Below are 15,290 nucleotides of genomic sequence, written 5' to 3'. Positions count from 1 at the left end.
GACTCCCCGGCCCGGGCGCGCGGCCCGACCCGCGCCGGGGTCCTCCCGGCCCCCGTGCACCGGAGTGCACCGGGGCCGGGGTCACCTCGGTCCCCTCCCCTCGGCGCTGACCCGGTCGAGCGGCTGCCCCTCCTGCGCCGGGCGGTGCCGCTCCGGGAACATCCCGTTGCGGTGCAGCATGGCCAGGGCCGCGTCGATGGCCTCGGGCGTGGTGGCGAAGACGCAGCCCTCCTCCCGCAGCCGGGGCAGGGTGCCCAGCGACTCCAGCGGGCGCAGCTGGCCGGGGCGCAGACCGGACACCATGACGGTGATGCCGCGCGCCCGGAGCCGGTCCACGACGTCGCCGAGGACCCGCGCCCCGGTGGCGTCGATCGTGCTGACCCGGGCCATGCGCAGGATGACCACCTGCACGTCGGCGACCTCGCTGAGTTGCAGCAGGAACCGGTGGGCGGCGGCGAAGAACAGCGGGCCGTCGAGCCGGTAGGCGACGATGTGCTCGGCCAGCAGCGCGCGCTCGGCCTCGGTGTGGTCGCCCGGGGGCAGGTGCCGCGCCAGCTCCTCCTGGTCGAGGCTGGCGTTGCGGGCCAGCGCGACCAGGGCGAGGGTGCCCGCGACGAGCATGCCGACCAGGACCGCGACCACCAGGTCCACGGCGAGGGTGGCCACCGCGGTGAGCACCAGCACGAAGGCGTCGGACCGGGTGGCGCGGAGCATGGCCCGCACCGAGCCGACCTCGACCATGCGCACCGCCGTGGCCAGCAGCACCCCGGCCAGCGCGGCCAGCGGAATGCGCTCCACCAGGGGCGCGGCCGCGTACACGATTCCGGCGAGGATCAGGGCGTGGGTGAGCGCCGCCAGCCGGGAGCTCGCCCCGGAGCGCACGTTGACGGCGGTGCGGGCGATGGCCGCGGTCGCCGGGACTCCGCCGAACAGCGGGGAGGCGATGTTGGCCAGTCCTTGGCCGAACAGTTCCCGGTCGGGGTCGTGGCGCTGGTTGACGCTCATGCCGTCGGCGACCGTGGCCGACAGCAGCGACTCCAGCGCGGCCAGGGCCGCCACCGCCGCGGCGGGCGCCACCAGCGCGCTCACCTGGGACAGGTCGAGGAAGCCGAGGGAGGGGGCGGGCAGTCCCGCCGGGAGGTCGCCGATCCGCTCCGCCTCCAGGGGCGTGACCTCCACGAGCAGGGTGGCCGCCGCGACGGCCAGCAGCGAGAACGGGACCGTGGGCCGCCACCGGGCGCCGACCAGCATCACCGCGGCCACGCCGACGGCGATCCCCAGCGCCGTCCAGTGCGGGTGGGCGGCGAACTCGCGCACCGCCTCCCACGCCACCAGGAGCACCTTCTCCCCCTCCGGGGTGGGCACGCCGAGCGCGGCGGGCACCTGCTGCAGGGCGATGACCGCGGCGATGCCGACGGTGAAGCCCTCCACCACCGAGGCGGGGATGTAGCGGACGTAGCGGCCCGCGCGCAGCACGGCCAGCAGGACGAGCATCACGCCCGCGATGAGGCCGACGGTGAGCACCCCGGAGGCGCCGTGCTGGGCGACGATGGGCACCAGCACCACCGTCATCGCGCCGGTGGGGCCCGACACCTGGAGGTTGGAGCCGCCGAAGAACGCGGCGATCGCGCCCGCGACGATCGCGGTGACCAGCCCGGCCTGCGCCCCCAGGCCGGAGGAGATGCCGAAGCCCAGGGCGAGCGGGAGCGCGACGACGGCGACGGTCAGCCCCGCCAGCAGGTTGCGTCCGGGGGCGTGCCGCATGCGGGCCAGGTCCGCGCGGGCCGGGAGCAGCCCGGTGACGCGGCCCAGGGCGGCGCGCAGGGCGGCGCCGCGCGGGGAGGGAGTTTTCACCGCTGCTCCTCCCGCTGGGCCTCGCGCAGTTCGGCCAGCAGTTCACCCTGGTCGGCGAGCATGCTGGTGAGGATGGTGCGGGCAGCCCGCAGCAGGTCCACCACCTGCGGGGTGCTCAGCTCGTAGCGCACGACGCTGCCCTCGCGCCGGGAGACCACCAGACCGGTGCGGCGCAGCACCGCCAACTGCTGGGAGAGGTTGGACGCCTCCACCCCGATGTCGGCGAGCAGTTCGTGGACGGGTCGCGGACCGTCCTGGAGCAGTTCCAGGACCCGGATGCGAACGGGGTGGCCGAGCGTCCGAAAAAAATCCGCTTTGGCCTGATAGAGCGGTACCGGCACGATCGACCTTCTTCCAACTTTTGAGGTGTTATGGGGGGATTGCCTGCCTAAGAATGTCTGAAAATGAAGAATTCTTCAAATCACGAAGAGCGATCGTGACCACTCTCACCACGCCCGCCCCGGCGCGGGGAGGCGGCAGCGCGGCCCCGGCGGGAGGGCGCGCGGAACGGAAACGGGTGCGTCCGGCACTCCCGGTGGAGCGCACACGAAGCAGGCCCCTCCCGCACCGGGAGGGGCCTCGGCATCCGCTGCTCAGCTCACCCGAGCAGTTTCTTCTCCCGGGCCCACGACTCGGATCCGCCCCGGGGAAAAGGGAGCCGCATCCCCGTGGCGTGGAGGTCGTCCACGAGCACCGAGGCGTTCGTGACCGTGCACCTTCCCCGCCGGCACGCGTCGGCGACCAGCCCGGCGGCGCGCCCCGGACGGCCAGGCCGCGCCGCCGCGCGACCCTGCGGGCCGCCCGGTCGTCCAGCACCAGCGTGCCGCCGTTGACCTCGGCACAGGCGCACAGTGCGGTCGTCGGTCGGTCTCCTGCGCCCGCTCCACACTCCGTAGGCGGCGAGCAGTTCCAGCGAGTCGCCATGGACCACCGAGATCCACGGGGCACTGACGACCGCTGTCCGCGCGTCCGCGTCGTGACGGCCGATCTCGTCGATCACGGCCCTGGTCGTCAGCGCGACGAATCCGCTGAGCAGATCCCCGAGAACGTCGAGACGGTCCGCCTTGGCGGAGTGCAGCAGCGGGGAAGCATGGAACAGCAGTGGGGCGGAGGGATTCCATCAGCTGCTTCCTCAGTGAGTTCTTCGATCGGGACCTGGCCGCGCATCATCTCCACGGCGCGTGCGGGGGGGATCCGCTCCGCACGCGGGGCCGCCATCACCGCTGAGGCGTAGCGGGGAGAAACCCGCACCGAGGCGAGGTCCGGCTGGGGCTTCCACCCCACCGCGTCCCGGAATTCGGCGTCCGTGGGCCGTCGGGTCCGCAGCGCACGCAACTCCTCGGCGTCCACCAGCCCGGTACGTCTGAGGTGGGCGACGGCAAGACTCCAGGAGACCCGGTAGACCGCCGCCAAGCGCACCAGAGCCTGGCGGCGCGCCGACGCGTCGTCTTCCCCCGCGACCGCCCGCACCCTGGTCCGGGGGAGCAGGAACTCGGCGGTGAACGCCTCCACCGCCTGCTCGCGCTCCTCCCGAAAGGCAGGCACTCCGAGGTCACTGGCCCGGACGGGTGACGGACCCGCCCGCGGCACCACGGCGGGCCTGGGCTGGGAGAACGCTTGGGGATTCGGTACGCCGAAAAGCGCCCGGCCGGCGGTGGCGGCGGCGCTGCGGGGAGCCGGAAAAACAAGACAGGCCCTTTCCGTACCGGAAAGGACCTGCTCCAGGAACTCTGCCGAAGCCCCACCGGACCGGCTTCACGAGCGGATTCCGATGGCGCCTGCGTGGCTCCCGCGATTGGACTCGAACCAATAACCTGCCGGTTAACAGCCGGCTGCTCTGCCAATTGAGCTACGCGGGATCGCGTTCGCCGCGTCCGGGGGTGTTCCCCGCAGCGACATGAATAGGTTAGCGCACTCGGCGCAGTGGTCGTGACAGGTTTTCCTCCGGCACGGTGGGAGGGCGCCGCCGTCGCCTCCCGTCGTGCGGCGACCGCTGCGGGTAGCGTTGAGCACGGCACAGACCCATCACCTCGGGAGGACCGCATGCGCTATCGGATCGCCTTCGTTGCCGGGCTCGCCGTCGGGTACGTCCTCGGAGCCAAGGCCGGACGGGAGCGCTACGAGCAGATCGCCCGGTTCGCACGCGGCGTCGCCGAGCACCCGGCCGTGCAGGAGACCGCCGGCCTGGTGCGGGACCAGGTGACCAGCGCCGGGAGGACCGCCTACGCCAAGCTCTCCGAGAAGGTCCCGGTCGCCTCGGTGCGCGACTTCCTCGCCCGGCCCACCCCGGAGGAGGAGGCCGAACTGGACCGGGTCGAAGCCGCCGCGGCCGCGCCCGACAGCGCGGTGCGGGACTGAGCGGCCCCGTCCGCACCGTCCCCGGACGCGGACTACGGTGGGGGCCATGCTGCGATGGCTGCGCCGGCACGCCCTGCCCCCCGAGATCCGCGCCCGACTCGTCCTCGCCCCGGGAGAACGGGTGATCGCCCACGCCCTGACCGGGGACCGGGCGGCGGCGGTGGTGGCCACCACCGCCGCCCTGCACCTGCCCGACGGGCGGCGGGTGCCGTGGGAGCGCGTCGACCGCGCCGGTTGGAACGACGTCGGCCTGGCGCTCACCGTGGAGGGCGAACCCGAGCAGACCGTCCCCCTGCCCGCCCCCGGCCGGCTGGCCCAGGCCGTCTACGAGCGGGTCACCGCCACCATCGTGGTCTCCCGGCACGTGCCGCTGCTGTCGGAGGAGGAGGGCTCCCCCGGCGTGCGGCTCACCGCGCGCCGCGCCCCCGGCGGCACCGAGATCGCCTGGCGGCTCCGCTACGACGAGGGCGTGGACCCCGACTCCCCCGAGGTCCGCAGGCGCTGCGCGCAGGCCCTGGCACGCCTGCGGGAGCAGATGGGCGTCTGAGACCGCCGACGCCGTCCTACCTGACAGAGGATGTCAGGAAAGACGGGGACACTCCCTCCCATGACGAACTGGGAATCCTTCGCGGCCGAGGCGCCGCGGCTCGCTTCGGCGGTCCGCGCCCGCTTCGAGGCCCACCAGCACCACGTCCTGGCCACCCTCCGCGCCGACGGCTCGCCCCGGGTCAGCGGCACCGAGGTGGCCTTCTACGGCCCCGACCTCGTGCTCGGGTCGATGCCCGGCGCGGTCAAGGCCCTGGACCTGCGGCGCGACGGACGGTTCGCGCTGCACGCCAACCCCGGCGACGCCGCGATGACGGGCGGTGACGCCAAGGTGTCGGGGGTCGCCGTGGAGGTGACCGACCCCGACGTGATCGAGGACTTCCGCCGGACCGGCGTCCCGCCCGGGCCGTTCCACCTGTTCCGGCTGGACCTCCGCGACGCCGTGCTGACCTCGGTGGACGGCGACACCCTGGTCATCGACCTGTGGCAATCGGGCGCGGGGCTCCGCCGGTTCACGCGGAAGTGACGGCGCGGACGCTCAGCGCAGCGCCTCCGCCATCGCGGCGACCAGTTCGCCCTCCGGGTCCATGTCCAGGTTCCACAGCACGAGGCCGCGCAGTCCGCGGTCGATGGCGTACTCGCCTTTGAGACGGACCACCTCGGGGGTGTCGTAGGACCACCACTCGTCGCCGTCGTAGACCCACTGGGTGCCGGTCGCGCGGTCGAAGAAGCGTTCACCGGTGAGCTGTTCCAGGGTCTCGTAGGCGTCGGTCGCCTCGCCGTAGTCGCCGTCGGCGCCCTGCTCGGCCCGGACGGACCACCCGTCGGCGTCCGGGCCGGGGGGCACCCCGCTCCAGCCGCGGCCGTAGCCGGGGATCCCCAGCACCAGCTTGTCCGCGGGCAGCCCGTATTCGAGGTACTGCCGCACCGCCCGGTCCACGCTGGGCTGGTCGGGGTCGTCCGAGGGCGCGTACAGCTGCGCGTGGTGGCCGGTGGTCTCCTTCCACGACCCGGTGAAGTCGTACCCCTGCACCGTCGCGAAGTCCAGGTAGGCGAATATCTCGGGCTCGTAGCTGTCCCGCATGATCGTCGGGTCGTGGCTCAGCGACGCCGACAGGGTGTACTCCCGGCCGGTCTCGACCTCCAGGGCGTCCAGCTGCCTGCGGAACTCCCGCACCACGAGGGTGAAGTTCCGCTTGTCGTCGGGGTGCTCCACGTTGTCGGGGTGCCCGTTGCCGCCCGGCCACTCCCAGTCCAGGTCGACGCCGTCGAAGAGGCCCGCGGCGACCCCCTCGCCGCCCTGCGGCTCCCCCTCCAGCCGCGGCAGGTCGCCGCGCAGCCACAGGTCGATGCAGGAGGCGACGAAGCGCTCACGCGACTCCTCGGTGCGCACCGCCTCGGAGAAGTGCGTCGACCAGTTCCACCCGCCCAGCGAGATGCTGGCCCGCAGGTGGGGGTGCTTCTCCTGGAGTTTGCGCAACTGGTTGAGGCTGCCGGCGAGCGGCTGCTCGTAGGTGTCGGCCTGGCCGTCCACGCTCTCCTCCGCCTCGTAGCGGCGCTGGAAGAGCTGCCACGGCTGGTCGGTGTCGGTGGGGACGTGGCACTCCCCCTCCTCGTTGACGTCCCCGAACGCCCAGATCAACCGGTCCAGGAGCGCGGCGGCGCCGCTGTCGTCGACGTCCTTGATGGTGTAGCCGCGGTTGGCGGTGTTCCAGTCCGCGAAGTAGGCCATGCGCTCCCTGGCCGACGCGTCGCGCGAGCCCGACAACTGTCCCGCGAGCGTGACCGCGACGATCCCGCCGAGCAGGACTACCACGCTGCCGGCCACCAGCAGGACCAGCGACGTGAACGCGGTTGGACGCTGCCGTGTGAGGAGAATCCGGTGGCGACCCGTCATGCCCCCAACGTATCCGCTCGGTGACGGAACGACTCCGCAGAAAACGCCGTCAGATGTGTTTTTGGTGTGGCCGCAACCCAACCGCCCGCCATTGCGGACGGCTCATCCCAGATAGTCGCGGAGTATCTGGGCCCGGGAGGGCTGCCGCAGTTTGGCGAGCGTTTTGGACTCGATCTGCCGGATGCGTTCGCGGGTGACCCCGAACTTCCGCCCCACCTCCTCCAGGGTGCGCGGCCTGCCGTCGGCCAGGCCGTAGCGGAGCGTGATGACCCGCTGCTCGCGTTCGGAGAGTCCGCCCAGCACCTCGGCCAACTGGTCCTGGAGCAGGACGAACGCCGCGGCCTCCACCGGCGGCACCGCGTCGGAGTCCTCGATGAAGTCGCCGAACGCGGACTCCTCCTCGCCGACCGGCGTGTACAGGGAGATCGGCTCCTGGGAGACGCGCTGGATCTCCACGACGCGCTCGTTGTCGAGGTTCAGTTCGCGGGAGAGCTCCTCCAGCGTCGGCTCGCGGCCCCACTCCTGGTGCAGGCGGCGGCGGGTGCGGGCCAGCTTGTTGATGCTCTCCACCATGTGCACCGGGACGCGGATGGTGCGGGCCTGGTCGGCGATGGCGCGGGTGATCGCCTGGCGGATCCACCAGGTGGCGTAGGTGGAGAACTTGTACCCGCGGGCGTAGTCGAACTTCTCCACCGCGCGGATCAGCCCCAGGTTGCCCTCCTGGACCAGGTCGAGCAGGGCCAGGCCGCGCCCCAGGTAGCGCTTGGCGATGGAGACCACCAGGCGCAGGTTGGCCTCGATGAGCCGCCGTTTGGCGATCTCGCCCTCGCGGACCAGTTCGCCCAGGTCGGCGAACCAGTCGGGGTCGTACTGCGGGGGGACCGGGCCGGTGCGTGCGGCACGCAGCTTCTGCTCGGCGTACAGTCCGGCCTCGATGGCCTTGGCGAGCTCCACCTCCTCCGCGGCCGTGAGCAGCGGGACCCGGCCGATCTCGCGCAGGTAGACGCGGACGAGGTCGCCGGGGGAGGCGCGCTGCCCGAGCCGCTCCGCGATGTCGTCGCGGTACTGCTCCGGGCCCTCCGCCGTCAGGTCGACCGCCTCGACCGGGACGCCGTCGCGGTCCAGGGTGGTCGTGGAGCCGGCCGGCGGTCCGCCTCCCGCGTCCGCGGCCGGGGCCGCCGTGCCCCGCACCGGCGGCGTTCTGTTGGGTAGCACCGAGAAAGCCACCCTTACAGTGTGCCCCCGTTTTTCAAGGAAAGAGGGATTGAATTTTGTCACCTTTGTGTCACACGGCTCCCCCAAAACGCTCCCGCATCATGCGTTTACGCTGTTCAACAGCCATGAGTTCGGCAAAAACCCGCTGGTATTCATCGGCTTCGGCCATCGGATCGAGCCGGCCCAGGCGCGATTTGAGGTTTGTGATCCGACGGTTGATGGAATGAATTCTGATTGTGCCGATGATCTCCTGGGCCCGCTGTTCGTCGAGTTCCCCGTAGACCTCGATCGGTTCCACCGCCAGCTGGGTGAGGAAGGCGCGCTGCGCGTCGGTGCGGGCGGCCTCGCGCAACTGTCCGGCCCACCGCGCCGGGTCCTGCACCCCGGCGGTCCCGCCCTGCTGCCGGATGAGGTCGAACACCTCGCGGTGCCGCTCGACGGTGAACACCTCCGCGTCGAGCTGGTCGAAGCCGGTGCACAGCAGGGGGTGCTGCACCGCGAGCTTGAGGGCCAGCCGCTCCCGCTGCACCGAGGGGTCGCGCGGGTCGTAGTCGGGAGCGGGCGCCGCCTGGGCCGGGCGCCGCTCGGGCCTGCCTCCGGAGCGGGCGCGCCGCATGTGCTCGCGGACCCGCCTGCTGACGAACTCCTCGTCCATGATGCCCAGCCAGCGGTCCAGGCTGACCCCGTAGAGTTTGCGCACCCCGGCGTTGCGGATGCTCGCCACGATGGGGGCCGCCGCGTCCAGCGCGGCCAGCCGCCCCTCGGGGGTGTCGAGGTTGTGCCCCTCGAACTTGCTGCGGATCATGAACTCGTAGAGCGGCTGCTTGGCCGCGATCAGGTCGCGCACGGCCCCGTCGCCGCGCTGCACGCGCAGGTCGCACGGGTCGAGCCCGTCGGGCTGCACGGCGACGAAGGTCTCCGAGGCGAACCCGTGCTCCTCGGCGAAGGCGCGCAGGGCCGCGTTGCGTCCGGCCTTGTCCCCGTCGAAGGTGAAGACGACCTCGCCGCCGAACTCCGAGCGGCCCAGCAGCAGCCGGCGCAGGATCTTCAGGTGCTCCTCGCCGAAGGAGGTGCCGCAGGTGGCGATGGCGGTGGTGACCCCGGCCAGGTGGCAGGCCATCACGTCGGTGTAGCCCTCCACGACCACGGCCTGCCGCTGCCGGGCGATCTCCTTCTTGGCCAGGTCCAGCCCGTACAGCAGGCTGCCCTTCTTGAACAGCGGGGTCTCGGGGGTGTTGAGGTACTTGGGGCCGTTGTCGTCGGGGTCGAGCTTGCGCGCGCCGAAGCCGACGACCTCCCCGGTGACGTCGCGCACCGGCCACACCAGGCGGCCGCGGAACCGGTCGTAGGGGCCGCGCCGTCCCTGGCTGGCCAGTCCGCCGAGCACGATCTCGGCGTCGGTGAAGCCCTTCTTGCGCAGGTGGGTGGTGAGCGCCTCCCAGCCGGGGGGAGCGTAGCCGACCCCGAAGCGTTCGGCGTCGGCGCGGGTGAACCCGCGTTCGGCGAGGAAGCGGCGGCCCGCCTGCGCCTGCGGGCTCAGCAGCTGCTCGGCGTAGAACTCCGCGGCGGCCCGGTGCGCCTCGACCAGCCGCTGGCGCTGCCCCTGCTCGTTGCGGGGCACGTAGCCGCCCTGCTCGTAGCGGAGCTGGATGCCCGCCGCGCGCGCCAGGTGCTCGACGGCCTCCGCGAACCCCAGGTGCTCGATCCGCTGGATGAAGGAGATGACGTCCCCGCCCTCCCCGCAGCCGAAGCAGTACCAGAGGTTGCGGGCCGGGGTGACGTTGAACGAGGGGGTCTTCTCGTCGTGGAAGGGGCACAGGCCCTTCAGGGAGCCGCCCCCGGCGTTGCGGAGCTGGAGGTACTCGCCGACCACGTCGGCGATGGGGGAGCGCTCCCTGACCAGGGCGACGTCTTCGTCTCTGATTCGACCTGCCACAGGAGTTCAGGGTAGTCGTCCCGCCGGACGGGGCCGCGGGGGCGGCGGCCCCGCGGAGCGCGGGGGGCTTCGGGCGGCTCCCGCCCGGCGGTCGGTCCGGCCGCGCCCGGCCGCCTCCCCGCCGCCCGCGGGCTGCTCAGCACAGCCGGGCGTGCCAGGCCCGGGCGGAGGTGTCGGTGAGCGAGGCCACCTGGTCGATCACCACCCGCAGCGCGGCGGCGTCGTCGCGGGCCGCCGCGTAGTCCGCCCGGAACGGCGGCTCCAGGGTGCGGGGCGCGCCCGCGGCGACCGCCTCGACCAGTTCGGTGACCACCTTCCGCTCCTGCTCGTAGCGGCGGCTGTCGTCCCCGGGGAACACGTAGTGCGCGGTCACCGCCTTGAGCAGCGCGCACTCCAGCCGCTGGCGGCGCGGCACCACCAGTTCGGCGGTGTAGCGGACCAGCGGCGCCGTCCCGTAGGCCTCCCGGGTGGCCCGCTCCGCGGCACGGCAGAACCGGCCGATCAGCTCGCTGGTGAGGTTCTTCAGCGCCGCCAGCGAGGGCAGGTCGCCGGTGAGCGAGCCGGGCCAGAAGTCCTGGGCCAGGAGCCGCTCGAAGACCTCCTCCAGTTCCGCCGTCCCGGCGTCGCAGTAGCGCGCGGCCGCGATCGCGCACACCCGGCCGCGCTCGACCGGGCTGCGCAGCGCCGCCAGCCGGATCTGCCCGGAGTACAGCCCGTCCTCCAGGTCGTGCACCGAGTAGGCCACGTCGTCGGCCCAGTCCATGACCTGCGCCTCGAAGCAGGTGCGCCCCTCGGGGGCGCCCCGGCGCACCCAGTCGAGGACGTCGCCGTCCTCGGCGTAGGCGTTGAACTTCCGGAACCGTTCCCCCTCGCCGCGCCGCCAGGGGTACTTGAGGGTGGCGTCCAGGGTCGCCCGGGTCAGGTTGAGTCCGGCGCTGCGTCCGTCGGGCGCGCTGACCTTGGCCTCCAGCCGGGTGAGCAGCCGCAGGCTCTGCGCGTTGCCCTCGAAGCCCCCGCAGGGGCGCGCGGCCGCGTCCAGGGCGGCCTCCCCGTTGTGCCCGAACGGCGGATGCCCCAGGTCGTGGGCCAGGCAGGCCGCTTCCACCAGGTCCGGGTCGCAGCCGAGAGCGCCGCCGAGCTCCCGCCCGATCTGGGCGCACTCCAGCGAGTGGGTGAGCCGGGTGCGCGGGAAGTCGCTGACCCCCGGCTGGGCCACCTGGGTCTTGGCGGCGAGCCTGCGCAGCGCGAAGCTGTGCAGGACGCGGGCGCGGTCCCGTTCGAAATCGCCTCGGGACCGCCTCTTGGGCGGCTCCGCGACCCACCTGCTCCGGTCGTGGTCGCCGTAGCCGCGGTCCGGGATGTCGACCATGCGTGTCCCCACGGCGCTTCGGTGTCCTCCGCCCCACTCTAGGGACGTCCGGGCCGGAAGTCCGCTCTTTCCCGGGCGCGCCGCGGCCGGCTCACAGCGCGTCGACGCGGACCGTGGCGCTCTCCCCGAAGACCCAGTAGTGCCACAGCGAGGCGGTCTCCCGGGTGATGTACCACAGCTGGGTCTCGCGTTCGAGCACGGCGGGCCCCGACCGGGCTGGGGAGGTGGCCGCCTCGATGCCGAAGTCCTCGGCCATCTCCCGGGAGCGCAGCGAGTGCCAGGGGTCGCTGACGATCACGGCGGTGCGCCAGCCCCGCTCCTCGAAGGTCCGGGCCACCAGTTCCAGGCTCTCCAGGGTGTCGGCGCCCTCCCCGATGGGGACGACGCTGTCCTCGGGCAGGCCCTGCTCGACCAGCCAGCGGGCGCCGCTGCCCCCCTCGGTGAAGTTGTCGCCCGGCTGGTTGCCGCCGACGGTGACCACGACGGGCGCCACCCCCTCGGTGTACAGGTCGGCGGCGTGCCGCAGCCGGGCCTCGAAGACGGGGGAGGGGCGGCCGTTGTACTGGCTGGCGCCCAGCACCACGATCGCGTCGGAGGGGGGACGCTCGTCCTGGCGCGCGGTGTACCAGACCCAGCCCCAGGTGGCGAAGGGCAGCATGACCACGACGAGCACGATCAGCGCGAGGGTGCGCAGCAGGATCCGGCCCAGGCTGCGCGGCCGCCTCCGGCGGCGTCTCTTCCGCCGCGGGGGGCGGCTCTGTCCGGCGTCCTCGTCCGGATCGTCGGAGGCGGCCCGGCGGAGCGGCTCCCCGGTGGCGGGGACGTCCTCCCGGACGAACGGCCGGGTGGCCTGGTCGGCGGGCGGCGGGGCGGCGGCCCCGAAGCCCCCGGCGGGCCGGACGAACGTGCGGGCCCGGTCGTCGTCGGGGCGCTCGTCCCCGTCGCCGCGGACGAACCGGGCGGTCTCCTCGAAGGCCGGAGGGGTCCGGGCGAACACCCGGGTGGCCTCGTCGTGCCCGTCCCGCTGCCCCTTCTCGGGTCCGTCACCGGTCGTGCGCACCTTCACCCCCTGGCTGATCGAGCACGGTCGCGCGGTACCCGCTCCCCGGGTCGTGCGGGCGGCGCCGGGCGGCCCTCGGGCGTCTGCGGGGACGGACGGCCACGGCGCGCACCGTGCGGTTGGACGCCCGACCGGGGTCGCGAAGCCGGGACCTGCCCGGGACACCCGCTTCCCGGCACCAATGCTACGAGAAGGTCACAACCAAAACACCCGAATGTCCAGCATCAGCCATATGCGGCCTTCGCGCCCCGGGCGGCGAACCCGGGGCGCGTTCGGAGCGTCTAAGGGGGCGTCAGCAGGTCCTACCTGGCCGCGGCCCGTCCCGCCTCCAGTCGGGCGACGGGGACCCGGAACGGGGAGCAGGAGACGTAGTCCAGCCCCACCTCGTGGAAGAAGTGCACCGAGACCGGGTCGCCGCCGTGCTCGCCGCAGACGCCGAGCTTGAGGCCGGGGCGGGTGGCGCGGCCCTCCTCCGCGGCGATGCGGACCAGCCGTCCCACGCCGTCGACGTCCAGCGACTCGAACGGGGAGACGCCGAACACGCCCTTCTCCAGGTAGTTGGAGAAGAAGGACGCCTCCACGTCGTCCCGGGAGAAGCCCCACGTGGTCTGGGTGAGGTCGTTGGTGCCGAAGGAGAAGAACTCGGCGCTCTCCGCGATCTGCCCGGCGGTCAGCGCCGCGCGGGGCAGCTCGATCATGGTGCCGATCGGGAAGTCGAGTTCGACCCCGTGCTCCGCGGCGACCTCGCGCACGACCCGTACCGCCTCGTCGCGGATGATCTCCAGCTCCTGGACGGTGCCGACCAGCGGGATCATGATCTCGGGACGGGGGCGGCCGCCCTGCTTGACCCGTTCGGCGGCGGCCTCCGCGATCGCGCGGACCTGCATGGTGAACAGGCCGGGCACCACCAGGCCGAGGCGGACGCCGCGCAGGCCCAGCATCGGGTTCTGCTCGTGCAGCCGGTGCACGGCCTGGAGCAGCCGCAGGTCGCCCTCGTGCTCCTCGCCGCGCGCCTCGGCCACCGCCACGCGCACCGACAGCTCGGTGATGTCGGGCAGGAACTCGTGCAGCGGCGGGTCGAGCAGGCGCACGGTGACGGGCAGCCCGTCCATGGCCTCGAAGATGCCGGTGAAGTCCTCGCGCTGCAGCGGCAGCAGGGCGGCCAGGGACTCCTCGCGCTCCTTGTCGGTGTCGGCGAGGATGAGCCGCTCGACCAGGGGGCGGCGGTCGCCGAGGAACATGTGCTCGGTGCGGCACAGGCCGATGCCCTGGGCACCCATGCGGCGGGCGCGGGCGGCGTCGGCGGGGGTGTCGGCGTTGGCCCGCACGTCCATGCGGCGCGCGGCGTCGGCGTACCGCATGAACCGGTGCACCGCGCGGACCAGCTCGTCGGCCTCGGCGGAGGCGGGGTCGAGCTCGCCCTCGAAGTAGCGCACGACCGGGGAGGCCACGACCGGGACCTCGCCGAGGAACACCTCTCCGCTGGTGCCGTCGATGGAGATGACGTCGCCCTCCTCGACGACCCGGCCGTCGGCGGCGACCATGCGGCGGTTCTTGGTGTCGATGTCGAGCTCCTCGGCGCCGCACACGCAGGTCTTGCCCATGCCGCGGGCGACCACGGCGGCGTGCGAGGTCTTCCCGCCGCGGCTGGTGAGGATGCCGCGCGCGGCGATCATGCCCTCCAGATCGTCGGGGTTGGTCTCCCGGCGGCACAGGATGACCTGCTCGCCGCTGCGGGACCACTTGATGGCGGTGTAGGAGTCGAACACCGCGCGTCCCACGGCCGCGCCCGGGGAGGCGTTCATGCCCCGGCCCAGCCGGTCGCGGTCGGCCTTCTCGTCGAAGCGGGGGAACATCAGCTGGGCGAGCTGCTCGCCGGTGACCCGGCCGACCGCCTCCTCCAGGGTGATCAGCCCCTGGTCGACGAGCTGGTTGGCGATGCGGAAGGCCGCCGCGGCGGTGCGCTTGCCGACGCGGGTCTGCAGCATCCACAGCTTGCCGCGCTCGATGGTGAACTCGATGTCGCACAGGTCCCGGTAGTGCGTTTCGAGCTTCTCCATGATGTCGAGGAGTTCGGCGTAGCTCTTGGGGTCGATCCGCTCCAGCTCGGAGAGCGGAACGGTGTTGCGGATGCCCGCGACGACGTCCTCGCCCTGCGCGTTCTGCAGGTAGTCGCCATAGACGCCCTGCTGGCCGGTGGCGGGGTCGCGGGTGAAGGCGACGCCGGTGCCCGAGTCCATGCCGAGGTTGCCGAAGACCATGGAGCAGACGTTGACGGCGGTGCCCAGGTCGCCGGGGATGCGCTCCTGGCGGCGGTAGAGGACGGCGCGGGGCGCGTTCCAGGACTGGAAGACGGCCTCGATGGCCAGGCGCATCTGCTCGCGCGGGTCGGCGGGGAACTCCGCGCCGGTCGCCTCGCACACGATGTCCTTGAAGGTCACGACGAGTCCGGCGAGGTCGTCGGCGTTGAGGTCGAGGTCGTCGGTGACCCCCTTGCCCGCCTTGAGCACGTCGATGGCGTCCTCGAACAGTTCGCCGTCGATGCCCAGCACGGTCTTGCCGAACATCTGGATGAGGCGGCGGTAGGAGTCCCAGGCGAACCGCTCGTTGCCGGACTGGGCGGCCAGGCCCCTGACCGACTCGTCGTTGAGGCCGATGTTGAGGACGGTCTCCATCATGCCGGGCATGGAGAACTTGGCGCCGGACCGCACGCTCACCAGCAGCGGGTCGTCGGGCTGGCCCAGGCGCTTGCCCATCGTCGTCTCCAGCGCGGCCAGCTTCTCCTCGATCTGGGCGTCCAGCCCGGGGGGCATCGCCCTGTGGACCAGGTAGTGCCGGCACGCCTCGGTGGTGATGGTGAACCCCGGCGGTACCGGTAGGCCGAGGTTGGTCATCTCCGCGAGGTTCGCACCCTTGCCTCCGAGGAGGTCTTTGAGGTCCTTGTTCCCCTCGGCGAATTCGTAGACGTACTTGGGCACGGGAACTCCTTTTCACGGCCGGGCGACCTGAGATGGCGCGACTCTACCCGAAGCCGTCCAGCAACTTTGTTCAGCAC

The 15,290-nt window shown here is 72.7% G+C and carries 12 protein-coding genes and 1 tRNA gene; 3 read left to right on the top strand and 10 right to left on the bottom strand.

Translation table 11 applies throughout. The annotated features are described in order from the left end of the window. Positions 1-81: 81 nt before the first annotated feature. The 4 genes from FOF52_RS00930 to FOF52_RS00915 form a co-directional block, all read right to left on the bottom strand. Positions 82-1,764: a SulP family inorganic anion transporter gene (locus tag FOF52_RS00930; protein ID WP_248593706.1), complete on the bottom strand. Its 1,683-nt coding sequence runs from the start codon at positions 1,762-1,764 to the stop codon at positions 82-84. An 86-nt stretch (positions 1,765-1,850) separates the two neighbouring features. Further along, complete coding sequence (locus tag FOF52_RS00925) at positions 1,851-2,195, bottom strand: ArsR/SmtB family transcription factor (protein WP_248591933.1); 345 nt, start codon at positions 2,193-2,195, stop codon at positions 1,851-1,853. A 670-nt stretch (positions 2,196-2,865) separates the two neighbouring features. Continuing rightward, positions 2,866-3,399, bottom strand: coding sequence for an ImmA/IrrE family metallo-endopeptidase (locus tag FOF52_RS00920; protein ID WP_248591932.1), 534 nt, complete (start codon positions 3,397-3,399; stop codon positions 2,866-2,868). Between the two features lie 238 nt (positions 3,400-3,637). Next, positions 3,638-3,713, bottom strand: a tRNA-Asn gene (locus FOF52_RS00915). 184 nt (positions 3,714-3,897) lie between these two features. Between FOF52_RS00915 and FOF52_RS00910 the strand changes: the two genes are divergently transcribed. From FOF52_RS00910 to FOF52_RS00900, 3 genes are read left to right on the top strand one after another with little or no spacing between them, the layout of a single operon-like run. Beyond that, a complete protein-coding gene (locus FOF52_RS00910; protein ID WP_248591931.1) occupies positions 3,898-4,212 on the top strand; it encodes a hypothetical protein in 315 nt (104 codons plus the stop codon). 46 nt (positions 4,213-4,258) lie between these two features. Beyond that, a complete protein-coding gene (locus FOF52_RS00905) occupies positions 4,259-4,759 on the top strand; it encodes a hypothetical protein (protein ID WP_248591930.1) in 501 nt (166 codons plus the stop codon). A gap of 60 nt (positions 4,760-4,819) precedes the next feature. Continuing rightward, positions 4,820-5,284, top strand: a complete 465-nt coding sequence (locus FOF52_RS00900; protein WP_248591929.1) for a pyridoxamine 5'-phosphate oxidase family protein — start codon at positions 4,820-4,822, stop codon at positions 5,282-5,284. Positions 5,285-5,296: 12 nt separating this feature from the next. Here the strand turns inward: FOF52_RS00900 and FOF52_RS00895 are convergent, their stop codons facing one another. From FOF52_RS00895 to ppdK, 6 genes are all read right to left on the bottom strand, one after another. Beyond that, the gene (locus FOF52_RS00895) at positions 5,297-6,655 is read right to left on the bottom strand and encodes a glycoside hydrolase family 18 protein (protein WP_248591928.1); all 1,359 of its coding nucleotides are present in this window, start codon (positions 6,653-6,655) and stop codon (positions 5,297-5,299) included. A 102-nt stretch (positions 6,656-6,757) separates the two neighbouring features. Then, on the bottom strand, positions 6,758-7,870 hold the full coding sequence (gene rpoD, locus FOF52_RS00890; RefSeq protein ID WP_425265539.1) for an RNA polymerase sigma factor RpoD: 1,113 nt from the start codon (positions 7,868-7,870) through the stop codon (positions 6,758-6,760). Between the two features lie 70 nt (positions 7,871-7,940). Then, on the bottom strand, positions 7,941-9,806 hold the full coding sequence (gene dnaG / locus FOF52_RS00885; RefSeq protein ID WP_248591927.1) for a DNA primase: 1,866 nt from the start codon (positions 9,804-9,806) through the stop codon (positions 7,941-7,943). A 136-nt stretch (positions 9,807-9,942) separates the two neighbouring features. Continuing rightward, complete coding sequence (locus tag FOF52_RS00880; protein ID WP_248591926.1) at positions 9,943-11,175, bottom strand: deoxyguanosinetriphosphate triphosphohydrolase; 1,233 nt, start codon at positions 11,173-11,175, stop codon at positions 9,943-9,945. A gap of 91 nt (positions 11,176-11,266) precedes the next feature. After that, a complete protein-coding gene (locus tag FOF52_RS00875; protein WP_425265512.1) occupies positions 11,267-12,241 on the bottom strand; it encodes a YdcF family protein in 975 nt (324 codons plus the stop codon). A gap of 296 nt (positions 12,242-12,537) precedes the next feature. After that, positions 12,538-15,213, bottom strand: a complete 2,676-nt coding sequence (gene ppdK / locus FOF52_RS00870) for a pyruvate, phosphate dikinase (RefSeq protein ID WP_248591924.1) — start codon at positions 15,211-15,213, stop codon at positions 12,538-12,540. Positions 15,214-15,290 lie beyond the last annotated feature (77 nt).

The sequence above is a fragment of the Thermobifida alba genome, assembly GCF_023208015.1.
In the GTDB taxonomy this organism is placed as follows: Bacteria; Actinomycetota; Actinomycetes; order Streptosporangiales; family Streptosporangiaceae; genus Thermobifida; species Thermobifida alba.
Note: the sequence above shows the minus strand (reverse complement) of the source record. Positions and strands in the feature narration are given on the sequence as shown.